The sequence below is a fragment of the Streptomyces sp. NPDC101227 genome, assembly GCF_044767545.1.
GTDB lineage: Bacteria > Actinomycetota > Actinomycetes > Streptomycetales > Streptomycetaceae > Streptomyces.
In genome coordinates this window covers 67,745-91,332 of the sequence record NZ_JBIWOD010000015.1, presented here as the reverse complement: position 1 = coordinate 91,332, position 23,588 = coordinate 67,745, and the positions used below count along the sequence as shown (strand labels likewise).

Sequence of the window (23,588 nt, the reverse complement as noted above, 5' to 3'; positions counted from 1 at the left end):
GGCGCCGGGGCTGTTCGGTGCGCGGCGGTCCCGGCGTTTCGGCGGGGACCGGTTCGCGGCCCGTACGCGGGCGTGACGGTCCGGTCCTCTCAGGAGGGGACGCGCTCGCCGGCCAGGGAGTGCGGGGGCTGACCGGCGGATTCGGGGCCGTCTCCGGGCGCCGAGGACTGCGTATCGCCTGCCGGCGCGGGCGCGGCTTCCGGCTCCGGCTCGCCGAGCCAGGCGACCGCGACGGCCCCGGCCACGGCCACCACAAATCCGAGGACCGCGACCCATGCGAAGCCCGGCCGGGAGGAGTCCCCGAGCCACAGCACCCCCAGGATGCCCGGCACCACGGTCTCGCCCACGACCAGGGCCGCGGTGGCTCCGTTCACCGAGCCGATCTGCAGGGCGACCGTGTGCAGATACATCCCGCCGATGCCCGCGACCAGGATCGCGTACAGAGCGGGGTCGGTGAGGAGGGACGAAAGGCTGAAGGGGTCGACGCCGTTCAGCACGCGTACGCCGATGCCGAGGGCGCCGAAGCCCAGGCCGGAGAGCAGTCCGGCGAGGATCGCGGCCCGTGCGCCCAGCAGACGCACTATCAGGGTGCCGCCGCCGATGACCGCGACGGACGCGGCCAGCAGCCACCAGTGGCCGGCTATCGGTGTGTCGCCGCCGCCTTCGGGCCCGGCGGCCGTGGCGAGCAGCACCAGCGCCGAACAGACCACGGCGATGGAGGCCCACTCCGGGCGGGTCAGCCGGATACCGAGGAGCTTGATGCTCAGCACAGCCGTGATCACGAGATTGGCGCTGATCACGGTCTGGGAAAGGAACAGCGGCAGCAGCCGGGCGGCCAGCGCGCCGAGCCCGAACCCTATGAAGTCCAGCACCGTGCCGACCATGAATTCCCAGGTCACGGCGGCCTTCGCGGTCGAGGACAGGCTGGGGCCACCGTGCTGGGTGACACCGGTGGAGGAGGCGGCAGCCGCCTCCTGGCGGGCGGACTTGCGCGAGCCCACCGCCTGCAGGACCGAACCCGTGCCGTAGCAGGCCGATGCCGCTACGGCCGTCAGAAGGCCGATGATCACCAAGAGCTCCGTTCGCGCACTGCCTGCACTCATTACCCGGTGTGGCAGACGCACATTTCGGTACGAGAGTTGCCTCCGGCCGGCCATCAGATCTCGGGAGCGGCCGGCGGATCAGGGCAGCGGGGCCACGATCCGGCTCCCTGAGGCGGTGGGCAGCCCGGTCAGGAACGCGTCTCGGCCGCGAGGCGGGCCAGCGCGCCGGGAACCTCGTCCACCGAATCGACCAGCGCGATCCGGGCCGCCATGGCACGGTCGCCCGCGAGCGCCTGGAGCAGCGGCCAAGCGGGCAGCTTCTCGGTCCAGTGCTCGCGGTTCACCAGCACCATCGGGGTCGGCTCGCCCCGCGACTCGTAGTAGTTCGGGGTCGCGTTGTCGAAGATTTCCTGCACCGTCCCGGCGGCGCCCGGAAGGTACACCACGCCGGCGTTGGAGCGGGCCAGCAGCCCGTCCTCGCGCACCGCGTTGACGAAGTACTTCGCGATATCGGACGCGAAGGCGTTGGGCGGCTCATGCCCGTAGAACCAGGTGGGGATGCCCACCGAGGAATTGCCGCCGGGCCAGCTCCGGCGGACCTCGAAGGCGGCCCGCGCCCACTCCGTGACGGAGGGCGTGAAGTGCGGGGCCTTGGCCAGGATTTCCAGCGCCGAGTCGAGCATGCCGTCCTCGAAGGGCGCGGCGTACGCGCCGAGGTTCGCGGCCTCCATCGCGCCGGGGCCGCCGCCTGTCGCGACGGTCAGGCCGTCGCGGGTGAGCCGGCGGCCGAGCCGGGCGGCGCCCGCATAGGCGGCGGACCCGCGCTGCATGGCGTGGCCGCCCATGACGCCCACGACCCGTGCGCCCGCGAGGTGTTCGTCCAGGGCATCGGAGACGGCGTCATCGTGGATGCTGCGCAGCATCGAGGCGAAGACATCGCCGTCGGTCCTGGTCGCCTGGTACCAGCGGTAGGTACGGGCATCGGGGGTGGCGTCGTATCCGGCGTCGGCCAGGCCCTCGAAGAGCTCGTCCGGTCGGTACAGGCTGCCGCGGTACGGATCGAACGGCAGATTGGGTATGGGCGGGAAGACCAGGGCGCCGCCGGCCCGCACCTTGGCGGCGGCGTCGGGCTCCATGGCGCAGCCGAGGAACACGGTCTCGGTGGTGTCCGTGCTGAGCAGGGCGAACGTACGGTCCGTCAGGTCGAGCGACTGGATGCGGTGTCCGGCGAGAGAGCCGGAGGTGGCGACCCGGTCGAATTCCGCGAGGGACTCGATCTCGTAGTCGCTGTCGTGGGCGCGGCGGGAGGCTGGGGGCTCTGAATTCGGCTGCACGCCCGCCATGTTAGGTCCGCAGTACTTCCACCAGCGGCCCGAGGTGCCCGTCCTCGGCCGCCGCGTCGAGTGCGGCGCGCAGGGCGCCGTCGTACGTCGGTCGGGCCTTCTTCTGCACGTCGCGCCCCTCGTCGGTGATCACGCTGTAGACGCCGCGCCGGTCTTTCGGGCACAGGTCCCGGCGGGTGAGCCCGGACGACTCGAGCCGGGAGGCCAGCCGGCTCACGGAGCTCTGGTTGAGTCCGATCAGGTCGGCGAGCTCCTGCATGCGCAGTTCGCCGTCGTCCGCCTCGGCGAGCCGGGCCAGCGCGCGGTACTCCGAGAGTCCGATGCTGTGGTGTTGCTGGAGGGCCTTGGCCAGCTCCTGCTCCACGCGCGTGTGCAGTGCGCCGAACCTGTCCCAGTGCTCCGCATCCATCGTCTTCCGCTTTCTCCGCCTGTTCCCGCTGGGCTCTTGACATCAGCGTACATGCACCTGAAACTTATGTATGTGCATGCAAGAGATGCGTGTACATGGACAGGCGGGGAACGGCGGGGAGTGAGATGTCGATGAGCGGCGCGGCAGCGGCCCAGGGCGTGCGGGAGATCGAGCGGGTGGCCACCACACCGGACTGGTACGAGCCCTACAAGATCTCGCAGGCGATCAGGGCGGGCGGGCTGATCCATGTGTCGGGACAGGCGGGAATCGACGAGCGCGGGCGGACCGTCTCGGACGACTTCCTCACACAGGGGCGGCAGGCGTTCGCGAACGTCGGACGGGTTCTCGCCGCGGCGGGTGCCTCATTCACCGACGTGGTGAAGGTGGGAATCTTCGTCACGGACATGGCGGCCGATCTTGAGCACGTCATCACACTGCGGGGCGAGTTCCTGTCCGAGCCGTATCCGGCCGACACGCTGCTGGAAGTGTCGTCACTGGCCCAGCCCGACTGGCGCATAGAAGTGGAAGTCACCGCGCTGGCCCGCTGAGAGGCGGCGTCCCCGTTCCGGGCTGCCGCACGGCCCGGGGAGGCGGGTGCGGGTAGGCGGGGAACCACGCCCCCTACCGCCTCACACGCCCTTCACCGCATCAGAGGGAGCGCGGCCATTTCCGCGACGGCCCAGGTCAGTGGGCCCAGTACGAGCACGAGAGCGGCGACCCGCAGAGCGGCGGCGCGGCGCAGGGCGGCGGCGGGCGCGCCCAGGCGGCGCAGGGCGGCGGTGGTGGCGGCGCGGGCCGAGCGGGACTCCAGCGCGGCGCTGAGCGCGCTGGCAGTGACGCAGGCGAGGACGACGGCCGCGCCGATGGCGGTGAGCGGCCCGAAGGGACGGGAGGGGGAGGCTTCGTACACCTTGACCGCGGCAAAGGTTCCGGAGGTGACCGCGCACAGCACGCCGAGCGGGCGTCCCAGACGCTGGGATTGCTCCTGGAGCACACGGCCGGAGAGCAGCCGCAGCGCGCCGGGGCGGCCCCCGCACAGGAGACGGCCGCACAGATGGACCAGGCCGGGGCCGGCCAGGACCAGGCCGAGGGTGGACAGCGCCCAGCCGCCCAGTACGCCGGGAGGGCTGCCGACCAGCCGGCCGGGGAACGGCAGCTGCCCGGCGGAGGCGGCGGCGCCGCGGCCGGCGTAGGCCTCGATGGCCAGGCCCGCTGCGGTGAGGGCCATGCCCCAGGGGAGGCCGGCGGGGTTGGCCGCCTTGGTGGGGGCCTCGGTCTCGGGGGAGATGTCGGCGCTGCGGGGGCGCAAGGACACGGCGCTCGCGGCGGCCGCGCTCAGCGGGACGGCCGACAACAGCATCAGCGCGCCGACCAGCGGGAGCGGGTGGCCCGTGCCCAGCAGGTCGGAGTCGATGCCGAGCGTGCCGACGGCGGCGGGGGAGCCGCCGAGGTCGCCGCGCAGGCGCAGGAAGACGAGCAGCGAGAGGAGAACGCCGAGGAGACAGAACAGTGCGGTCGACGCCGCGGCGAGCAGGGCCAGCCGGAGGGGTCCGAGGCCGGCGGCGGCCATGCCCCGGTTCAGGCGGGCGGCGGGGTCGGTGCGGGCCACCGACGCCGCGAGCTGGGCGGTGGCTGCCAGCGGGGCCGCGCACCACAGCAGGCGGACCAGCGAATCGTCGGCCGTGGCCGGATGGCCGGTGGCGTAGCCGACGGTGGAGAGCAGGAGAAAGCCGGTGCAGGCCGCTGCGGCTGCGACGAAGAGGCGGCGCAGCAGAACGAGGGGGTGAGAGCCGCGGGCTAGACGGAGAGCGAGCACGCTGCCCTGCTTTCCGCGTCGGAGGAACCGTCGGCGGCGGCCGAGGCGCCCATACGGCGGCCGTCGAGGAGGGCGATGCTCCGGTCGGCGAGGGTGGCGACATCGGGGGCATGGGTCGCCAGGACCACGGTGATCCGGTGTGAGCGGGCCGCGGTGGTGAGGGTGCGCAGGACCTGGGTGCCGTCGCCGCGGTGCAGCGGGGCGGTGGGTTCGTCGGCGAAGAGGACCTGGGGCTCGGCGGCGAGGGCGCGGGCGACGGCGATGCGCTGGCGCTGCGACTGGTCGAGCCGGGCGGGGCGGCGGCGCGCGCAGTCGCCGACGTCGAGGCGCTCGAGCCATTCCATGGCGGTGTGCTTGGCGGCGCGGTGGCCGGTGCCGCGCAGCAGGAGCGGGAGGGCGGCGTTCTCCCAGGCGGTCAGTTCGGGCACGAGGTGGGGTTCGGTGTCGATCCAGCCGAACCGGTCCAGGCGCAGCCGCTCGCGGCTGGGGGAGGAGAGGGTGTGTACGGGTGAGCTGTTGAACCAGATTTCGCCCTCGGTCGGTGCGAGCTGGCCGGAGAGGCACCTGAGGAGGGTGGTCTTGCCGCTGCCGCGTGGACCCGTGACCGCGAGGATCTCGCCCTCGCGGACGCCGAGGGAGACGCCGGTGAGAGCCGGGGTGCTGCCGTGCATGTGGTGCAGGCCGCGTGCCCAGAGCACGTCGTTGTCAGGCGGGGCCACCATCTGCGCACCTCTTGCTTGTTCGCGTCCGTTCGTTCCCCCAACCGGGTGAACGACCATGGAGGGTATCGGTCACTGGCACGGTAAGTACTGCTGACCCCCCGTATTCGGCGCTCGGCACGGACAACGGCCCAGATTCACCCGTATAGCTGAAAATGAGTGAATCTGAGCCGTTGAATATTCAGTTGTGATCTACCGCATCAGGGGGTGAGGCGATGATCGTGATGATCAGAGCTTCGTCCAGGCCTCGGTGAGGACACCGCGCAGGATCTGCTCGATCTCGTCGAAGACCGACTGGTCCGCGATCAGCGGCGGGGCGAGCTGGATGACCGGGTCGCCACGGTCGTCGGCGCGGCAGTAGAGGCCGGCGTCGTACAGCGCCTTGGAGAGGAAGCCGTACAGGACGCGCTCGGTCTCCTCGTCGCTGAAGGACTCCTTGGTGACCTTGTCCTTGACGAGCTCGATGCCGTAGAAGAAGCCGTTGCCGCGGACGTCGCCGACGATCGGCAGGTCGTGCAGCTTCTCCAGGGTGCTCTTGAAGGCGCCTTCGTTGTCGAGGACGTGCTTGTTGAGGCCCTCGCGCTCGAAGATGTCGAGGTTGGCGACACCGACGGCCGCGGAGACCGGGTGGCCACCGAAGGTGTAGCCGTGCAGGAAGGTGTTGTCGCCCTTGTAGAACGGCTCCGCCAGGCGGTCGGAGACGATGCAGGCGCCGATCGGGGAGTAACCCGAGGTCATGCCCTTGGCGCAGGTGATCATGTCCGGGATGTAGCCGAACTTGTCACAGGCGAAGGTCGTGCCCAGGCGGCCGAAGGCGCAGATGGTCTCGTCGGAGACGAGCAGCACGTCGTACTGGTCACAGATCTCGCGGACCCGCTGGAAGTAGCCGGGCGGCGGCGGGAAGCAGCCACCGGCGTTCTGGACCGGCTCGAGGAAGACCGCGGCGACGGTCTCGGGGCCCTCGAAGATGATCTGCTGCTCGATCTGGTCGGCGGCCCAGCGGCCGAAGGCCTCGGGGTCGTCGCCGTGGATCGGGGCGCGGTAGATGTTGGTGTTCGGCACCTTGTGCGCGCCGGGGACCAGCGGCTCGAAGGGGGCCTTCAGGCCGGGCAGGCCGGTGATCGACAGGGCGCCCTGCGGGGTGCCGTGGTAGGCCACCGCGCGGGATATCACCTTGTGCTTCATCGGCTTGCCGACGAGCTTGAAGTACTGCTTGGCCAGCTTCCACGCGGTCTCGACGGCCTCGCCGCCACCGGTGGTGAAGAAGACCTTGTTCAGGTCGCCGGGCGCCTCGTTGGCCAGGCGCTCGGCGAGCTCCACGGCCTTGGGGTGGGCGTAGGACCACACGGGGAAGAAGGCCAGCTCCTGCGCCTGCTTGTAGGCGGTCTCGGCGAGCTCGACCCGGCCGTGGCCGGCGTTGACCACAAAGAGGCCGGCAAGGCCGTCGATGTAGCGCTTGCCCTTGTCGTCGTAGATGTTGGTGCCTTCACCGCGCACGATCGTGGGCACGGGGGCATTCTCGTACGACGACATGCGGGTGAAGTGCATCCACAGGTGGTCGTATGCCGTCTTGGAGAGGTCGCGGCTCATTGCTATCTCGTTCCCCAGGTGTAGGTCTGCTTCCGGAGCTTGAGGTACACGAAGCTCTCGGTGGTCCGGACGCCGGGAAGCGTGCGGATCCGCTTGTTGATCATTTCCAGCAGGTGGTCGTCGTCCTCGCAGACGATCTCGATGAGGAGATCGAAGGAGCCTGCAGTCATGACGACGTACTCGACTTCTTCCATGGTCGTCAGGGCGTCGGCCACGGGATCGAGGTCACCCTCGACATTGATGCCGACCATTGCCTGTCGACGGAAACCGACCGTGAGGGGGTCGGTGACCGCGACGATCTGCATCACGCCTTGGTCGAGCAGTTTCTGTACGCGCTGGCGTACGGCCGCCTCGGACAGGCCCACGGCCTTGCCGATCGCGGCGTACGGACGGCGCCCGTCCTCCTGGAGCTGCTCGATGATCGCCAGGGAGACGGAGTCGATCGACGGAGTGCCGTTTCTGTCACGAGTGGCCACGCCCCTCACTGTGCACCAGCCTCGTCAGTCATGCAACCCCAAATCGATGAAATCAGTTGTGTCGCGATCCAAATTACACTGATTCCGTTGTTCAGGAGTGGCGGGTGTGTTGAAAACGTCGCTCACATGGCTAGGGTGGACCCAAACCACCGGACATACGACTGAAGGGGGCGCACAGTGACCACCGCACTGCGTCGTCTGCGCAACTACATCGACGGGGAGTTCCGGGACGCCGCCGACGGCCGGACCACTGAGGTGATCAACCCGGCGACGGGTGAGGCCTACGCCACCGCCCCTCTCTCGGCTGCCACGGACGTCGATGCGGCCATGGCCGCGGCCGAGGCCGCATTCCCCGCCTGGCGTGACCTGATCCCGGCCGACCGCCAGAAGGTACTGCTCAAGATCGCCGACCGCTTCGAGGAGCGGGCGGAGGAGCTGATCGCCGCCGAGTCCGAGAACTGCGGCAAGCCGATCGCTCTCGTACGCTCCGAGGAAATCCCGCCGATGGTGGACCAGATCCGCTTCTTCGCGGGTGCCGCCCGGATGCTCGAGGGCCGCTCGGCCGGCGAGTACATGGACGGCTTCACGTCCATCATCCGCCGCGAGCCGGTCGGCGTCTGCGCGCAGGTCGCGCCGTGGAACTACCCGATGATGATGGCCGTTTGGAAGTTCGCCCCGGCGCTGGCCGCGGGCAACACCGTCGTCATCAAGCCGTCCGACACCACGCCCGCCTCGACGGTGCTGATCGCCGACATCATCGGCAGCGTGCTGGACGAACTGGGCCACTCCCGCGGCGTCTTCAACGTCATCTGCGGCGACCGGGAGACCGGCCGCCTGATGGTCGAGCACAAGGTCCCGGCGATGGCCTCCATCACCGGCTCCGTGCGCGCCGGCATGCAGGTCGCCGAGTCCGCCTCCAAGGACCTCAAGCGGGTCCACCTGGAGCTCGGCGGCAAGGCCCCGGTCGTCGTCTTCGAGGACACCGACATCGCCAAGGCCGTCGAGGACATCACCGTCGCCGGCTACTTCAACGCCGGCCAGGACTGTACGGCCGCGACCCGCGTGCTCGTCCAGGACTCCATCCACGACGAGTTCGTCGCGGCGCTGGCCAAGGCCGCCTCGGAGACCAAGACCGGCGCGGTCGACGACGAGGACGTGCTCTACGGCCCGCTGAACAACGCCAACCAGCTCAAGCAGGTCACCGGCTTCATCGAGCGGCTGCCCGCGCACGCCAAGATCGAGGCGGGCGGCGAGCGGGTCGGCGAGAAGGGCTACTTCTTCGCCCCGACCGTCGTCTCCGGCCTCAAGCAGGACGACGAGATCGTCCAGCAGGAGGTCTTCGGCCCGGTCATCACCGTCCAGTCCTTCTCCGACGAGAAGCAGGCGGTGGAGTGGGCCAATGACGTCGAGTACGCGCTGGCGTCCTCGGTGTGGACCAAGGACCACGCCCGCGCCATGCGGATGTCCAAGAGCCTCGACTTCGGCTGTGTGTGGATCAACACCCACATCCCGCTGGTCGCCGAGATGCCGCACGGCGGCTTCAAGAAGTCCGGTTACGGCAAGGACCTTTCGGCCTACGGCTTCGACGACTACACCCGCATCAAGCACGTCATGACCTCGCTGGACGGCTGAGCCGACCGGCTGATGCGCCGGCCGGTCCGACCGGCCGGCCCGGGGGATCCCCACCGTCGAGCGGCACGGAACGCTCGACACACCGTCGCGGGCGGAGGCCCGGCAACAGACGCTCTGTCTCTTGCCGCCTCCGCCCGCGGCACGTGAGAGTGCCGCCATGGCTGATCTTTCGCGGCGTGCGCTGCTCCGAGGAATGGGCGGAATCGGTGTGACGGGGGCCCTGGCCGCCATGACCGGATGCGGGGTGCCGCCCGCGTATGTCGACTCGGCGGACCGTACGAGCCCCGACCGCTCCGCGCGGGACCGCAAGGTCGTCTTCGCCAACTGGCCGCTGTACATCGACGTCGACGATCACGACAAGCAGCGCCGGCCCACCCTGGACGCGTTCCAGCGCCGCACCGGGATCTCCGTCACCTACAACGAGGAGATCAACGACAACGACGAGTTCTTCGGCAAGATCAGCCCCGCGCTGATGAACCACCAGAGCACCGGCCGCGACCTGATCGTCATCAGCGACTGGATGTGCGCCCGGTTCGTCCGGCTGGGCTGGGTCCAGGAGATGGACCGGGCCGCCCAGCCGCATGTCGCCAAGAACCTCGACCCCCTGCTGCGCACCCCGCACTTCGATCCGGGCCGCAAGCACTCCGTGCCCTGGCAGTCCGGCATCACCGGCATCGCCTACAACCGCAAGAAACTCGGCCGGGAGATCAAGCACACCTCCGACCTGTGGAAGGCCGATCTGCGGGGCCGGGTCACCCTGCTCTCCGGGCTCGACGAGGCGTTCGCCATGCTGATGCAGGGCAACGGGGTCGACATCACCCGCTGGAAGGCCGACGACTTCCACCGCATGATCGACCAGATACGCGGCCTCGTCCGCAAGGGCCACATCCGGCGCTTCACCGGCAACGACTACATCAAGGACCTCGACTCCGGCGATGTGCTCGCCGCGCAGGCCTACTCCGGCGACGTGATCCAGCTCCAGGCGGACAACCCGGACATCGAGTTCGTCGTCCCGCAGGAGGGCGCCGAGCTGTGGGCGGAGAGCCTGATGATCCCCAACCTCGCCGACCACAAGCGCAACGCCGAGCGGCTGATCGACTACTACTACCGGCCGGAGGTCGCCGCCGACCTCGCCGCCTGGGTCAACTACGTCTGCCCCGTCCCGGCCGCGCGCGACGTCCTCGCCTCGTCCAAGGACAAAGAACGCGCCGCGCTCGCCGAGGACCCGTTGATCTTCCCCGACGACGCGATGCGCAAGCGGCTGGCCATCGCCCGCGACATCACATCCAAGGAGCGGACCGAATTCGCCAAGGAGTGGAACGCGATCGTGGGGCTGTGAGGCGGGGGCGGGAACGGCGGCGGGAGCGGAGGGCACCTTACGCTCCCGCGTCCCGGAAGCCACGCAGGGATGCGTCTCGTCCGGTGCCGTGCGGGTCAGGCCCCGGCGTCGGCTCCGCCATCGGGCCGTGTGCGTGCTCGGGTATGCGAGTCACCCCAGGGCCCCTGGGGGAAGGGAACTGAACAGGCAGGCCGGTGCGGCAAGTTGAGGCCACCGCAGATGGCGATGGCCTCGGCGGCCCGCCGGTCACCAGCGGGTGGAGGGGGCAGGGGAGCCCGGCCGCGGGGAGGCCGCCGGGCGGGTGCCGTGGCGTGATCATCGGTCAACTGCCGTGCCAGACTTGCCGTTCATGATGCACTTCATGAAGCGCCTGCCTTTCGTCCCGTCCCCGCCGGCCGGTTGTGCCGGTTCCGTGGGTTCCGCCGGCTCCTCCGTGTCGTCGACGCGCTCCGCGCCGGCGGTGCCCGGGATATCGCCGGCCGTCACGCTCGGTCTGTTCGCCGCCTGGGCGCTGCACGACGCGGAGGAAGTGGCGTTCGGGCCGCGCTGGATCCGGGAGAACGTACCGGTGTTGCGCAAGCGGTTTCCGCAAGTGCCGGAATCCGTATGGGAGTTCATGAAGACCTTTGACGAGCGGGAGTTCCGGGCCGCCGTGGGCGTGATGGCGGTCATCGTGGCCGCCGCCGCGGTGGACGGGCGGCGTACGGGCGGCCGGTCCGCGTTCTATCAGGGCGCGCTGGACGGCTTCGGGCTGCACGGCGTGATGCACCTCGCCCAGGCGGCGGCGGTCCGCGGCTACACCCCCGGCTCCGCCACCTCGCCCGTCCTCGTCATCCCCTTCACGCTCTGGGCGCGCGGACGTCTGCGGCGCGCCGGGCTGCTCAGGCCGATGACGGTACGGGGCGCGGTGAGCGGTGTGGCCGTGGCGGGGGCGGCCACGGTGGTCTCGCATGCCGTGGCGCGCCGGGTGATCGGCCGCGGGCGGCGGGCCGGCCTGCGCAACGCCCGGGGCTGAGCGGTGGCAGAGTCGAGTGCCGCTGGTCGTGCCCCAGGTCACAGGACCTTCCCGGGCGATCGTATGCTCCGGGCATGAGTCGCATGGCGGGTGACGGATGAGGGCCACGGTCAGCCGCTGGGAGGCGGGGATCTGTCGGTCGCGGGTGCTTCAGGAGCCGGACGGTGCGCGGCTGGAGGCCGCGCTGGCCGAACTCGACGGCGAGGTCTGCACGGAGCTTTCGGTCGAGCGCTGGGAGGAGGGCGGCGGAGCCCTCACGGTCAGCGGTGGGCCCGGGGTCTTTCTGGTGACCGGCGAATGCGATGACGGCACCCTGATTCAGCTGTGCCGCGCGCGGGCGGCCGGTCACGGTACCGGCGACGGGCCGGGGCGCCGGGTGCGCCCGAAAGAGCTCGGTGCGCGCTGCCTGGACGGTGAGCTCAGCGGCCCGTCGGAGGAGCCGATGTGGCTGGTGTGCGGTGGCCAGGGCGCGTACTTCCCGGCGGGGGAGCTGGTCGACGGCGCGGCCGCGCGATGGGCGGTGCGGGAGTTCCTGGCGGGCTTTCCCGGTGGGATCGGGGCGCCCTGGCGGGTGGAGTGAACGGCCGGGCGCCGGCGTAGCGGGTCCCCGGCCACCGGGCCGGACCGAACGGGCGGCGGCCGCCGGTGAAGGCCGGCCGCCGGAAGCCCGTTCCGCGGTCCGTCCGCGTCCCTAGCCGCGCCAGGACGTCGCGTACGCGTCGATCTCCGCCGTCAGCCTCGCCTTGGCGGCGGTGTCCATGAAGGAGGCCGTGACGGCGTTCTTGGCGAGACCGGCGAGTCCGGCGGCGTCCAGGCCCAACAGGCGGGCGGCGACGCCGTATTCGGTGTTGAGGTCGGTGCCGAACATCGGCGGGTCGTCGCTGTTGATGGTGACCAGGACACCCGCCTCGACCATCTCCTTGATCGGGTGCTCGTCCAGCGTGCGTACCGCGCGGGTGGCGATGTTGGAGGTCGGGCAGACCTCCAACGGGATGCGGTGCTCGGCGAGATGGGCCAGCAGCGCGGGGTCCTGGGTGGCGCTGGTGCCGTGGCCGATGCGCTCGGCGCGGAGGTCGTGGAGCGCGTCCCAGATGGTGCCGGGGCCCGTGGTCTCGCCGGCGTGCGGTACGGAGTGCAGGCCGGCCGCGAGGGCACGGTCGAAGTACGGCTTGAACTGCGGGCGGGGGACGCCGATCTCGGGGCCGCCGAGCCCGAAGGAGACCAGGCCCTCGGGCTGCAGGTCGCAGGCGATCCGGGCGGTCTCCTCGGCGGCCGCCAGGCCCGCCTCACCGGGGATGTCGAAGCACCAGCGCAGCACCACGCCCAGCTCGGACTCCGCCGCCTTGCGGGCGTCCTCGATCGCCTCGACGAAGGCGGCGTCGGGGATGCCGCGGCTGGTCGAGCTGAAGGGGGTGACGGTCAGCTCCGCGTAACGGATCTGCTGTCGCGCCATGTCGCGGGCGACCTCGTACGTCAGCAGCCGGACGTCCTCGGCGTCGCGGATCAGGTCCACGACGGAGAGGTAGACCTGGATGAAGTGCGCGAAGTCGCGGAAGGTGAAGTAGTCGGCGAGCGCCTCGGGGTCGGTGGGGACGGCGGAGTCCGGGTGCCGCGCGGCCAGTTCGGAGACGATCCGGGGCGAGGCCGACCCGACGTGGTGGACGTGCAGCTCCGCCTTGGGCAGGCCCGCGATGAACGCATCGAGATCGGACAACAGATTCTCCTGGTCGTGTGAGGGAGGACGGGGCGGCTGCGGAACGGCCTGGTCATGGTATGCGCGAACGGCCCGGCGGCCCGGTGCAGGTCCTAACATGGCGGGGAAGCGACGGGTGGGAGAGCGCGATGGGCCAGGGGCGGCGGCCGCGGCACCGCCATGCCGGGCAGGCCCGGCACGCCGTGCCGCCGCCCCCGCCGGCACCCAATTCCGCCAATCGTCCGCACTACCTCACCCACCCCGCGTACGGCGGCCTCCCGGGCTACCGGCCATATCCCGGCCACCCGGGCCCTCCCGGCCATCCGGCGCACCTGACCCCGCGCGGCCCCCTCGCCCATCCCGTCTGGGTCCCCGCCAGGCCCCGGAACGGGTTCGGCACGGCCGCCCTCGTCGTCGGCATCGTGGGTGCGCTGCTCGGCGTCAGTGTCGTCCCCGGCATCGTCCTCGGCGCCATGGCGATCGTCTTCGGCGCTGTCGGCCGGGCGAGACAGCGCCGGGGCGAGGCGACCAACGGCGGTACGGCCGTGGCCGGGATCGTCCTGGGAGGTCTCGCGCTGCTGATCAGCGGCTTGATGATCACCTTCATCGCGACCGGCCGCTGAAACGCCCGGCCCCGCACCTCCCGAGCCCCCGAGCCCCCGAGCCCCGGGCCCCGGGCCCAGGCCCCCCTACCCCTCCTCGCCCCCGCTCCGCCCCGCCCCCTCGGCCAGCCGCTGCCGCGCCTCCATCAGCGCGAACCCCAGCAGATTCAGCCCCCGCCAGCGCGCCGGGTCCCCGGCACGCTCGTCGTCGGCGGCCAGCCCGATGCCCCAGATCCGGTCCATCGGGCTGGCCTCGACCAGCACCCGGGAGTTCGTCCCGAGGAGAAACTCCCGCAGCGCCGCATCCTGGCCGAATTTATGCAGACTGCCCTCGACCACCAGGGCGAAGCGGTGCCGCTGCCAGACGGCGTCGTCGAAGCCACGCACCTTGCGGCCGGCGTCCTTGGCCTGCTTGGGGTGTCCCGCGGATATCGCCCGCCGCTCCGCCTCCGCGTCCTCGAACAGGCGGGCCTTGCCGGCCATCATCCAGTGTTCCGCGGTGGCATACCTGACGCCGTCGACGGTGAAGGGGGAGGGCCACCACTGGCTGAAGCAGCCGGCGCCGATGCGGCCGTCGCGCTGCGGCCTGTGACCCCAGAAATGGACGTATTTGACGCGCTTCCCCGCGGCGGTCAGCGCGCGGAGTTCTTCGACCGAGCGTGGGCCGTCCGCCTCGCGGCCCGGTGTGCGCTGCGTGTCGGTCCCCGTGATGTTGTGCATCATGCCGGGATTCTGTCAGCGGGCACTGACAACGTGTCGGGGGTTCGACCCGGTAAATCGCAGAATTCGTCGCGTAACCAAAAGGCAACAACGGAATCACTTGTTGGAGGCCTTTTCCTCTGTCAAGATCGGCCATCGATTCCGGAAATAGCTACGCCTGGCTGTGCCGCTGAGCGGCCCCGGAGCCCGGGCGGAGGAGAGCACATGGATCACCGTTTCGATGTCACCGAGCGTTTCGCCGAGGGCGCGCAATTCATCGCGGGGAGTCTCCGCAGCGGCACATCGGGCCGCACCCAGGCGGTGGTGGACCCGGCGACCGGGGAACAGGTGTACTCCTACGAACTCGCAGGTACGGCGGATGTCGACGCCGCCGTCGAGGCCGCCGCGCGGGCCTTCCCCGAGTGGGGCGGCGCCACCCCCGGCGAGCGTTCCGATGCGCTGCACCGCTTCGCCGCCGCCCTCGCCGAGGACGCCGGTGATCTCGCCTTCGCCGAATCGCTGAACTGTGGAAAGCCGATCAAGCTCAGCAATGAGTTCGATGTGCCGGGCTCGATCGACAATGCCGCGTTCTTCGCTGGTGCCGCCCGCCATCTGGAGGGCAAGGCGGCCGGTGAATACAGCGCCGACCACACCTCCGTCATCCGCCGGGAACCCATCGGGGTCGTCGGCTCGATCGCGCCCTGGAACTATCCGCTCCAGATGGCCGCCTGGAAGGTGCTGCCGGCCATCGCCGCGGGCAACACCATCGTCCTCAAGCCCGCCGAGATCACGCCGCTCACCTCGCTGCTGTTCGCGCAGGCCGCGCAGCGGGCGGGACTGCCCGACGGCGTGATCAACATCGTCTCCGGCGCGGGCCGGGACGCCGGCGAGCACCTGGTGGGCCACCCCGCCGTCGCCATGACCTCCTTCACCGGCTCGACCGGCGTCGGCAAGCGCGTCGCCGAGATCGCCACCAGCACGGTCAAGCGGCTCCACCTCGAGCTCGGCGGCAAGGCCCCGTTCGTGGTCTTCGACGACGCGGACCTGGAGGCCGCCGTCCACGGAGCCGTGGCCGGTTCGCTGATCAACACCGGGCAGGACTGCACCGCCGCCACCCGCGCGTACGTCCAGCGCCCGCTCTACGACGCCTTCGTCAGCGGCGTCGCCGACCTGATGGCCACCGTACGGCTGGGCGACCCCTTCGACCCGTCCACCGACCTGGGCCCGCTGATCTCGCACGCCCAGCGGGACCGGGTGGCCGGATTCGTCGACCGGGCCCGCGGCTACGCCACGGTCGTCACCGGTGGCGAGGCCCCCGGCGGCGAGCTGGCCAAGGGCGCGTACTACCGGCCCACGCTGATCGCCGGCGCAGCGCAGGACAGCGAGATCGTGCAGGCCGAGATCTTCGGCCCGGTGCTGGTCGTGCTGCCTTTCGACAGCGACGACGAGGGCATCGCGCTGGCCAACGACACCCCCTACGGGCTGGCCGCCTCCGCCTGGAGCCGGGACGTCTACCGCACCGGCCGCGCCACCCGCGAGATCAACGCGGGCTGCGTCTGGGTCAACGACCACATCCCGATCATCAGCGAGATGCCGCACGGCGGCGCCAAGGCGTCCGGCTTCGGCAAGGACATGTCGGCCTACTCCTTCGAGGAGTACACGCAGGTCAAGCACGTCATGTACGACAACACCGCGGTCGCCAGGAAGGACTGGCACCGCACGGTCTTCGGAGACCGCGCCTAGGTCCCGTCCCGGGTGCCCCGCCGCGTACCGCGGGGCACCCCCCTCCGCGGCACCGTCACCACCGGCCGAGCGCCGGGCACAACCCCTGAAAGGGCACCGCGCATGGAGCACCACGAGCAGCCCGAACCCCTCTCCGCGGCAGAACTGGCCGCCATGCGCCGTAGTGCGACCAACGGCCGCCTCGCCATGACCCGCCGCTCCCTGCTGCGCGCGAGCGGCGCCATGGCGGCCATGGCGGGCGGCCTGGGCGCCCTGTCCGCCTGCGGCATCCCGCCCGCCGGGCGTACGGACGCCGGCCGCTCCGATGACCACTCGGCGGCGGAGAAGCGCATCAACTTCTCCAACTGGACCGAGTACATGGACATCAGCGACGACGGCAAGCACCGGCCGACGCTGGAGACCTTCACCAAGCGCACCGGCATCGCCGTCAAGTACACCGAGGACATCAACGACAACGACGAGTTCTTCGGCAAGGTCCAGGCACAGCTGGCGAACGGCCAGGACACCGGCCGCGACCTGATCGTGCTCACCGACTGGATGTGCGCGCGGATGATCTCCCTGGGCTGGATCCAGGCCCTGGACCCGGCCAATCTGCCGCACGCCTACGCCAACCTCTCGGCGCAGTACCGCGACCCCGCATGGGACCCCGGCCGCGCGCACTCGTACGTCTGGCAGGGCATACCGGCGGTCATCGCGTACAACAAGAAGGCCACCGGCGGCAAGAAGGTCGACTCCGTCAGCCAGCTGCTGGAGGACCCCGCCCTCAAGGGACGCGTCGGGTTCCTCTCCGAGATGCGCGACAGCATCGGCCTGACCCTGCTGGACATGGGCAAACGGCCCGAGGACGTCACCGGCGACGACTTCGACGCGGCGATCGCCCGCCTCCAGAAGGGCGTCGACAACAAGCAGATCCGCCGCTTCACCGGCAACGACTACACCAACGACCTGGACAAGGGCGACCTCGCCGCCTGCGTCGCCTGGGCCGGCGACATCGTCCAGCTCCAGAGTGACAACCCGGACATCGCCTACGCGGTCCCCAAGTCCGGCTACATGACGTCCACCGACAACCTGATGGTGCCCAACAAGGCCCGCCACAAGAAGAACGCCGAACGGCTCATCGACTACTTCTACGAGCCCAAGGCGGCCGCCCGGCTCGCGGCGTACATCAACTACGCCTGCCCCGTCGACGGTGTGCGCGACGAACTCGCCAAGATCGACAAGAAGGCGGCCGACAACCCGCTGATCCTGCCGGACAAGGAGATGGCCGCCCGGTCCCACTCCTTCCGGGCCCTCAGCGCCAAGGAGAACAAGGAGTTCAGCCAGAAGTTCTCCGATCTCACCGGCGCCTGACCCCGATCGCCGCCTGAGCGCCCCCACTCCCCGCCAGGCCCGTACGAGCCGCTTCGACCTCCGACACACGGGACGACCCACATGACCAAGACCGAGACCCCCCAGACCAGCGGCGGTGACGTCCGCCTCACCGGGATCAGCAAAACCTACGGCTCCTTCACCGCCGTCCACCCGCTCGACCTCACCGTCCCCGCGGGCTCCTTCTTCGCGCTGCTGGGCGCCTCGGGCTGCGGCAAGACCACCACCCTGCGGATGATCGCCGGGCTGGAGGAGCCCACCACCGGGACCGTTGAGCTCTCCGGCCAGGACGTCACCGCCCTGCCGCCCTACAAGCGGCAGGTCAACACCGTCTTCCAGAACTACGCGCTCTTCCCGCACCTGGACATCTACGAGAACGTCGCCTTCGGACTGCGCCGCCGCGGCATCAAGTCCGTCAAGAAGCAGGTCGAGGACATGCTCGACCTCGTCCAGCTCGGCCCGATGGCGCGCCGCAAGCCGCAGCAGCTCTCCGGCGGCCAGCAGCAGCGCGTCGCGGTCGCCCGCGCGCTGATCAACCACCCCCAGGTGCTGCTCCTCGACGAGCCGCTGGGCGCCCTCGACCTCAAGCTGCGCCGCCAGATGCAGCTGGAGCTCAAGCGCATCCAGACCGAGGTCGGCATCACCTTCGTCCACGTCACCCACGACCAGGAGGAGGCCATGACCATGGCCGACACCGTGGCCGTGATGAACGGCGGCCGGGTCGAACAGCTCGGCGCCCCCGCCGACCTCTACGAGAACCCCGCCACCACCTTCGTCGCCAACTTCCTGGGCACCTCCAACCTCATCGAGGCCGAGGTCGTCGAGGCCGCCGACCCTCAGAATGGCGACCTGCTGCTCAGGGCCGGCGACAACAAGCTGCGGCTGCCCGCCGCCCGGTGCAGCGCCACCGCCCGCAGCGGCGAAAAGGTGCTGGCCGGCGTGCGGCCCGAGAAGATGGCCCTGGCGCACGCCGACGACGCCGCGGCCGTCGCCGAGGGACACAACAGCCTGACCGGCCGCATCAAGGACGCCAGCTTCATCGGCGTCTCCACCCAGTACGTCATCGAGGCGCCGGGCCTGGGCGAACTCGCCGTCTACGAGCAGAACATCCAGCGCGACGGCCGGCTCATACCGGGCGCCGAGGTCGTCGTGCACTGGAGCCCGGCGCACACCTTCGGTCTGGACGCCGCCCAGGACATCGCCGCCGGAGCGGACCTCGACGAGGAGGCCGCATGAGTACCACCGAGGCCCCCGCGTCCCCCGCGCCCCCGGAAGAGCCGGCCACCGAGCCGCTCGCGCTGCGCAAGACGCCCACCCGTAAGCGGCTGATCCCCTACTGGCTGCTGCTGCCCGGCATCCTGTGGCTGATCGTCTTCTTCGCCGCGCCGCTCGTCTACCAGGCGTCGACGTCCATCCAGACCGGCTCCCTCGAAGAGGGCTTCAAGGTCACCTGGCACTTCGCCACCTACTGGGACGCGCTCGGCGAATACTGGCCGCAGTTCGTGCGCTCCGTGGCGTACGCCGCCATCGCCACCGTCCTGTGCCTGCTCCTGGGCTATCCGCTCGCCTACCTGATCGCCTTCAAGGCCGGTCGCTGGCGCAATCTCGTGATGATCCTGGTCATCGCGCCGTTCTTCACCAGCTTCCTGATCCGCACGCTGGCCTGGAAGACGATCCTGGCGGACGGCGGCCCGGTCGTCGGCGTCCTGAACTCGCTGCACATCCTGGACGTCACCAGCGCCCTGGGCATCACCGAAGGGCACCGGGTGCTGGCCACCCCGCTCGCGGTGGTCTGCGGCCTGACGTACAACTTCCTGCCGTTCATGGTCCTGCCGCTCTACACCTCGCTGGAGCGCATCGACCCCCGCCTCCACGAGGCGGCCGGCGACCTGTACGCCCGCCCGTCCACCACCTTCCGCCGGGTCACCTTCCCGCTGTCCATGCCCGGCGTCGTCGCCGGCACCCTGCTCACCTTCATCCCGGCCGCCGGCGACTACATCAACGCCGAACTGCTGGGCTCCACCGACCAGAAGATGATCGGCAACGTCATCCAGTCGCAGTTCCTGCGGGTCCTGGACTACCCGACCGCCGCCGCCCTCTCCTTCATCCTCATGGCGTCCATCCTCGCCATGGTCACCATCTACATCCGCAAGTCGGGGACGGAGGACCTGGTCTGATGTCCGTACGCGAAACCAAGGCCGCACGCGACACCGCGGCCGCACGGGAAACCACCGCGCCACGCGCCCGCAACAACGGCCTGCTCTGGCTGCGCCGCAACATCATCACGATCGCGGGCCTGTGCACGCTGGGCTATCTGATCCTGCCCAACCTCGTCGTGATGGTCTTCTCCTTCAACAAGCCCAACGGCCGCTTCAACTACCAGTGGCAGCGCTTCTCCACGGACGCCTGGAGCGATCCCTGCGGCGTCGCGGACCTGTGCGGCTCGCTCGGGCTGAGCCTGCAGATCGCGGTCTGGGCCACCATCGGCGCGACCGTCCTCGGCACGATGATCTCCTTCGCGCTGGCGCGCTACCGCTTCCGGGCCCGCGCCTCCGTCAACACCCTGATCTTCCTGCCGATGGCCATGCCCGAGGTCGTCATGGCTGCCTCGCTGGCCACGCTGTTCCTCAACATGGGCATCCCGTTCGGCTTCTGGACGATCCTGATCGCCCACATCATGTTCTGCCTGAGCTTCGTCGTCACCGCCGTCAAGGCCCGCGTGATGAGCATGGACCCGCGCCTGGAACAGGCCGCCCAGGACCTCTACGCCTCACCGGTGCAGACGTTCCTGCGCGTCACCCTGCCGATCGCCGCCCCCGGCATCGCGGCCGGCGCCCTGCTCTCCTTCGCGCTGTCCTTCGACGACTTCATCATCACCAACTTCAATGCCGGCTCCACCGTGACCTTTCCCATGTTCGTCTGGGGATCGGCGCAGCGGGGCACGCCCGTTCAGATCAATGTCATCGGTACGGCGATGTTCCTGGTCGCCGTCCTGTGCGTAGTCGTCGGCCAGATGGCCGGGAACCGCCGTAAGAGGAGCAAGAGGAGCTGAGAACCATGGCACGAGCTGCCATGTCGTACACGTCCGGGGCACATTCCTCGTACCCCGTCCAGGCGCTCGCCGATGCCGAACCCACCCCGTTCTGGCTGACCGACCCCGGCCGCCCGGCCGCCGAGCCCGCCCTCGTCGGCGACGAGACCTGCGATCTGCTGGTCGTCGGCGGCGGCTACTCGGGACTGTGGACCGCGCTGATCGCCAAGGAACGCGACCCGCAGCGCGATGTCGTCCTGATCGAGGGCGCCGAGGTCGGCTGGGCCGCCTCCGGGCGCAACGGCGGCTTCTGCGCCGCCTCCCTCACCCATGGCCTCGGCAACGGCATGGCCCGCTGGCCCGGCGAGCTCGCCAAGCTCGAGGACCTCGGCATCAAGAACCTCGACGCCATCGAGCACGCCGTCGCCCGCTACAACATCGACTGCGACTTCGAGCGCACCGGCGAGATCGACATCGCCACCGAGCAGTACCAGGTGGCCGAGCTCAAGGAGGCCGCCAAGGACGCCGCCGACCTGGGCCTGACCCGCCACCGCTTCCTGGACCGCGACGAGCTGCGCGCCGAGATCGACTCGCCCACCTTCCGCGCCGGACTGTGGGACCGCGACGGCGTCGCCATGCTCAACCCGGCCAAGCTCGCCTGGGGCCTGAAGCAGGCCTGCCTCGGCTTCGGCGTCCGCATCTACGAGCGCACCCGCGCCACCGGCCTGAGCTCCGAAGGCATGGGCATGGCCGTCCGCACCCCCTACGGCCGGATCTTCGCCCGCCATGTGGCGCTCGGCACCAACGCCTTCCCGTCGCTGGTCAAGCGGGTCCGCCCGTACATCGTCCCGGTCTACGACCACGCCCTGATGACCGAGCCGCTCTCCGACGAGCAGCTCGCCGCCATCGGCTGGAAGAACCGCCAGGGCCTCTCGGACTCCAACAATCACTTCCACTACTTCCGCATCACCGCCGACAACCGCATCCTGTGGGGCGGTTACGACATCGTCTACCGCTACGGCGGCGGCGTACGGGCCGAGTACGACCAGCACCCGGCCACGTACGAGAAGCTCGCCCGGCACTTCTTCCGCTGCTTCCCGCAGTTGGAGGGCCTGCGCTTCACCAACGCCTGGGGCGGCGCCATCGACACCTGCGCCCGCTTCTCGGCCTTCTTCGGCACCGCGTACGCCGGCCGGGTCGCCTACGCCGCCGGCTACACCGGCCTCGGCGTCGGCGCCACCCGCTTCGGCGCGGACGTGATGCTCGACCTGCTCGCGGGCGAGCGGACCGAGCGCACCGAGCTGGAGATGGTGCGCAGCAAGCCGCTGCCCTTCCCGCCGGAGCCGCTGCGCTGGGCCGGCATCGGCATCACCCAGTGGTCGATGACCCGCGCCGATACGCACGGCGGGCGGCGCAATCTGTGGCTGAAGGCCATGGACAAGGTGGGCCTCGGCTTCGACAGCTGACGCGGACCGCGGACGCGAGACGCGAGCTGACGCGGACAGCAGACGCGCAATGGGGGCGGGCGACAGATGGTCGCGCGCCCCCTTCGTGTCCGCGAACGCCCCCGCTACCCGTGTAAGGACCCGGCTTCCGTGCCGTCTCCTTGTTCCGGAGACGGCCGCCCGACCGGGCCGCCGGGGAAGCGAGGGACGACATGAGCGCCGCGGGGGCGAACAACGCAGTGGACTGGCTGGTAGCGGCGGCCCCGGACCCCGGGACCTGTCGGCGGCGGTGGGAGCGCGACCCGCTCGGCGTCGCGCTCCTGCCGGCCGGCCGGCTCTGGGACGTACTGATCGTCGACGGCACGCTCGGCGCCCCGGCCCTCGCCGTCCTCCGCCGCGTCCTCGCCCGCCCCGGCCCGGTCCTGGCCGGCTCAGGGGACTCCCGCACCGGCTTCTTCGTCCCGCCCGGCACCACCGGCCGCTGGCTGGGCAGCGGTGTAAGGGGCGCCGGACGCGGCAGCTGGATCGTGGTCCCCTTCCCGGGCCGGGCCCCCGGCCGCGTCCGCTGGCTGGTGCCACCGGACGGCAGCGGCACGCTCACCGACCCGTTCGTCCTGGAACTCGCCCTGCACGAGGCGGCGGCCTCCCTGGCGACGGGCGAGCGGTGAGGGACGCCCTACGGCGCTACGGCTCCACCCGCCGCGTACCGTCCCGCGCCCACCGCTCGCACACCGCCCACCACACCCACAGCAGCACCCCGGCCAGGCACCAGCTGCCGAGCACATCCAGCGGCCAGTGATAGCCCCGGCGTACGAGCCCGATGCCGACGCCGGCGTTGAGCAGCACGGCACCGGCCACCAGGGCGGCGCAGGCCCCGCGGCCCACCCGCTCCGGTGTCCGCATCAGCAACAGCGCGGCCACGCCGTACGCCACCGCGGCCGTGGCGCCGTGCCCCGACGGATAGAAGCCGTCGTGCACGCCGCCACCCATCTGCGGCGGCCCCGGCCGGGCGAACCAGAGCTTGAGCGGGACGACCAGCGCGGGCACCGCGGCCGGCGTGAGCGCGGCGGCGAGCGGCGGCAGCCACCAGCGCGCCGCACCGGTGGCCTCCGGATCCCGCCGGCGCCGCCGATGCCCGCGCCAGGCGGCCCACCCCGCCACGGCCAGCAGCACCGGCAGCGCAACGGCCGCATTGCCGAGATCGGCGAGGAACTCCGCCGGCCCGGCGGGCACGGCACTGCCGGCAACGGCCCGCCCGAGCCGCTCATCGACGGTGCGCAGCGGCCCATGTCCCGCCACCTGCCAGCTGATCGCGGCAAAGAGCAACGCAGGGACCAGGGGCATCGCGAGGGAGAGTAAGCGGGAGAGAAACCGCGAAAGAAACCGGGAACGAAAAAGGGTCGGCCGCCTCGGAACAGGGGGGGTGGTTCCGAGGCGGCCGAGCTGACCGGTGTCCCGCGCGCCCCGGGGGGTGTGGGGCGGGCGGACATCCGATCGGTGAGGATTCCCGGAGCCCCGCAGTGCATGGGTCCCGGTGTTGTGCGCGAGGGCACGGCCTGATCGGAGCCGGGGAAGCGCCGACCGGGCGTCGCCCGCAGTCCCCTGCGGACGGGGTGTTTCACTCA

23 protein-coding genes are annotated in these 23,588 nt (G+C 70.7%); 13 read left to right on the top strand and 10 right to left on the bottom strand.

What is annotated here, in order from left to right:
* Positions 1–89 precede the first annotated feature (89 nt).
* The 3 genes from ACIRPT_RS29615 to ACIRPT_RS29605 form a co-directional block, all read right to left on the bottom strand.
* Complete coding sequence (locus tag ACIRPT_RS29615; RefSeq protein WP_403832576.1) at positions 90–1,070, bottom strand: hypothetical protein; 981 nt, start codon at positions 1,068–1,070, stop codon at positions 90–92.
* Positions 1,071–1,231: 161 nt separating this feature from the next.
* The gene (locus ACIRPT_RS29610) at positions 1,232–2,386 is read right to left on the bottom strand and encodes an LOG family protein (protein ID WP_403832573.1); all 1,155 of its coding nucleotides are present in this window, start codon (positions 2,384–2,386) and stop codon (positions 1,232–1,234) included.
* 1 nt (position 2,387) lies between these two features.
* Positions 2,388–2,795 (bottom strand): MarR family winged helix-turn-helix transcriptional regulator, encoded by a 408-nt coding sequence (locus tag ACIRPT_RS29605; RefSeq protein ID WP_403832570.1) that lies wholly within the window; start codon positions 2,793–2,795, stop codon positions 2,388–2,390.
* Positions 2,796–2,926: 131 nt separating this feature from the next.
* On the opposite strand from ACIRPT_RS29605, the gene ACIRPT_RS29600 reads away from it, so the two are divergent.
* The gene (locus ACIRPT_RS29600) at positions 2,927–3,343 is read left to right on the top strand and encodes a RidA family protein (RefSeq protein WP_403832568.1); all 417 of its coding nucleotides are present in this window, start codon (positions 2,927–2,929) and stop codon (positions 3,341–3,343) included.
* Positions 3,344–3,435: 92 nt separating this feature from the next.
* Here the strand turns inward: ACIRPT_RS29600 and ACIRPT_RS29595 are convergent, their stop codons facing one another.
* The 4 genes from ACIRPT_RS29595 to ACIRPT_RS29580 form a co-directional block, all read right to left on the bottom strand.
* Complete coding sequence (locus tag ACIRPT_RS29595; protein WP_403832565.1) at positions 3,436–4,611, bottom strand: hypothetical protein; 1,176 nt, start codon at positions 4,609–4,611, stop codon at positions 3,436–3,438.
* Positions 4,593–5,333, bottom strand: coding sequence for an ABC transporter ATP-binding protein (locus ACIRPT_RS29590; RefSeq protein WP_403512817.1), 741 nt, complete (start codon positions 5,331–5,333; stop codon positions 4,593–4,595). Before ACIRPT_RS29590 ends, ACIRPT_RS29595 begins: the two co-directional genes overlap by 19 nt.
* A 225-nt stretch (positions 5,334–5,558) precedes the next feature.
* Entirely contained in the window at positions 5,559–6,920 is a 1,362-nt protein-coding gene (locus ACIRPT_RS29585; RefSeq protein ID WP_403512820.1) for an aspartate aminotransferase family protein, read from the bottom strand.
* Positions 6,921–6,922: 2 nt separating this feature from the next.
* Positions 6,923–7,396, bottom strand: a complete 474-nt coding sequence (locus ACIRPT_RS29580) for an Lrp/AsnC family transcriptional regulator (protein ID WP_052860613.1) — start codon at positions 7,394–7,396, stop codon at positions 6,923–6,925.
* 177 nt (positions 7,397–7,573) lie between these two features.
* Between ACIRPT_RS29580 and ACIRPT_RS29575 the strand changes: the two genes are divergently transcribed.
* The 4 genes from ACIRPT_RS29575 (at position 7,574) to ACIRPT_RS29560 (ending at position 11,962) form a co-directional block, all read left to right on the top strand.
* Positions 7,574–9,028, top strand: a complete 1,455-nt coding sequence (locus tag ACIRPT_RS29575) for a gamma-aminobutyraldehyde dehydrogenase (protein WP_403512823.1) — start codon at positions 7,574–7,576, stop codon at positions 9,026–9,028.
* Between the two features lie 157 nt (positions 9,029–9,185).
* Entirely contained in the window at positions 9,186–10,367 is a 1,182-nt protein-coding gene (locus ACIRPT_RS29570; protein WP_403832561.1) for a PotD/PotF family extracellular solute-binding protein, read from the top strand.
* Between the two features lie 361 nt (positions 10,368–10,728).
* Positions 10,729–11,382, top strand: coding sequence for an HXXEE domain-containing protein (locus tag ACIRPT_RS29565; RefSeq protein ID WP_403832558.1), 654 nt, complete (start codon positions 10,729–10,731; stop codon positions 11,380–11,382).
* A 97-nt stretch (positions 11,383–11,479) separates the two neighbouring features.
* Entirely contained in the window at positions 11,480–11,962 is a 483-nt protein-coding gene (locus tag ACIRPT_RS29560) for a hypothetical protein (RefSeq protein WP_403832556.1), read from the top strand.
* A gap of 111 nt (positions 11,963–12,073) precedes the next feature.
* On the opposite strand, the gene ACIRPT_RS29555 is transcribed toward ACIRPT_RS29560, so the two are convergent.
* Positions 12,074–13,096 (bottom strand): adenosine deaminase, encoded by a 1,023-nt coding sequence (locus ACIRPT_RS29555; RefSeq protein WP_403832553.1) that lies wholly within the window; start codon positions 13,094–13,096, stop codon positions 12,074–12,076.
* 128 nt (positions 13,097–13,224) lie between these two features.
* Here ACIRPT_RS29555 and ACIRPT_RS29550 point away from each other — a divergent pair, with 128 nt between their 5' ends.
* Positions 13,225–13,698, top strand: a complete 474-nt coding sequence (locus ACIRPT_RS29550; protein ID WP_403832551.1) for a DUF4190 domain-containing protein — start codon at positions 13,225–13,227, stop codon at positions 13,696–13,698.
* 66 nt (positions 13,699–13,764) lie between these two features.
* Here the strand turns inward: ACIRPT_RS29550 and ACIRPT_RS29545 are convergent, their stop codons facing one another.
* Positions 13,765–14,400 carry an NADAR family protein gene (locus ACIRPT_RS29545; RefSeq protein WP_403832548.1) on the bottom strand — a complete coding sequence of 212 codons (636 nt, stop codon included), beginning with the start codon at positions 14,398–14,400 and terminating at the stop codon, positions 13,765–13,767.
* A 201-nt stretch (positions 14,401–14,601) separates the two neighbouring features.
* Here ACIRPT_RS29545 and ACIRPT_RS29540 point away from each other — a divergent pair, with 201 nt between their 5' ends.
* From ACIRPT_RS29540 to ACIRPT_RS29510, 7 genes are all read left to right on the top strand, one after another.
* Entirely contained in the window at positions 14,602–16,119 is a 1,518-nt protein-coding gene (locus ACIRPT_RS29540; protein ID WP_403832546.1) for a gamma-aminobutyraldehyde dehydrogenase, read from the top strand.
* A 102-nt stretch (positions 16,120–16,221) separates the two neighbouring features.
* Complete coding sequence (locus ACIRPT_RS29535) at positions 16,222–17,469, top strand: spermidine/putrescine ABC transporter substrate-binding protein (RefSeq protein ID WP_403832543.1); 1,248 nt, start codon at positions 16,222–16,224, stop codon at positions 17,467–17,469.
* An 81-nt stretch (positions 17,470–17,550) separates the two neighbouring features.
* Positions 17,551–18,723: an ABC transporter ATP-binding protein gene (locus tag ACIRPT_RS29530; RefSeq protein WP_403832541.1), complete on the top strand. Its 1,173-nt coding sequence runs from the start codon at positions 17,551–17,553 to the stop codon at positions 18,721–18,723.
* Entirely contained in the window at positions 18,720–19,664 is a 945-nt protein-coding gene (locus tag ACIRPT_RS29525; protein WP_403832538.1) for an ABC transporter permease, read from the top strand. The genes ACIRPT_RS29530 and ACIRPT_RS29525 overlap by 4 nt, the downstream gene beginning before the upstream one ends.
* On the top strand, positions 19,664–20,539 hold the full coding sequence (locus tag ACIRPT_RS29520) for an ABC transporter permease (RefSeq protein WP_403832535.1): 876 nt from the start codon (positions 19,664–19,666) through the stop codon (positions 20,537–20,539). The genes ACIRPT_RS29525 and ACIRPT_RS29520 overlap by 1 nt, the downstream gene beginning before the upstream one ends.
* A gap of 5 nt (positions 20,540–20,544) precedes the next feature.
* Complete coding sequence (locus ACIRPT_RS29515; protein ID WP_403832533.1) at positions 20,545–21,984, top strand: NAD(P)/FAD-dependent oxidoreductase; 1,440 nt, start codon at positions 20,545–20,547, stop codon at positions 21,982–21,984.
* 191 nt (positions 21,985–22,175) lie between these two features.
* A complete protein-coding gene (locus ACIRPT_RS29510; RefSeq protein WP_403832531.1) occupies positions 22,176–22,631 on the top strand; it encodes a hypothetical protein in 456 nt (151 codons plus the stop codon).
* 16 nt (positions 22,632–22,647) lie between these two features.
* Here the strand turns inward: ACIRPT_RS29510 and ACIRPT_RS29505 are convergent, their stop codons facing one another.
* The gene (locus tag ACIRPT_RS29505; protein WP_403832528.1) at positions 22,648–23,307 is read right to left on the bottom strand and encodes a phosphatase PAP2 family protein; all 660 of its coding nucleotides are present in this window, start codon (positions 23,305–23,307) and stop codon (positions 22,648–22,650) included.
* Between the last annotated feature and the right edge of the window lie 281 nt (positions 23,308–23,588).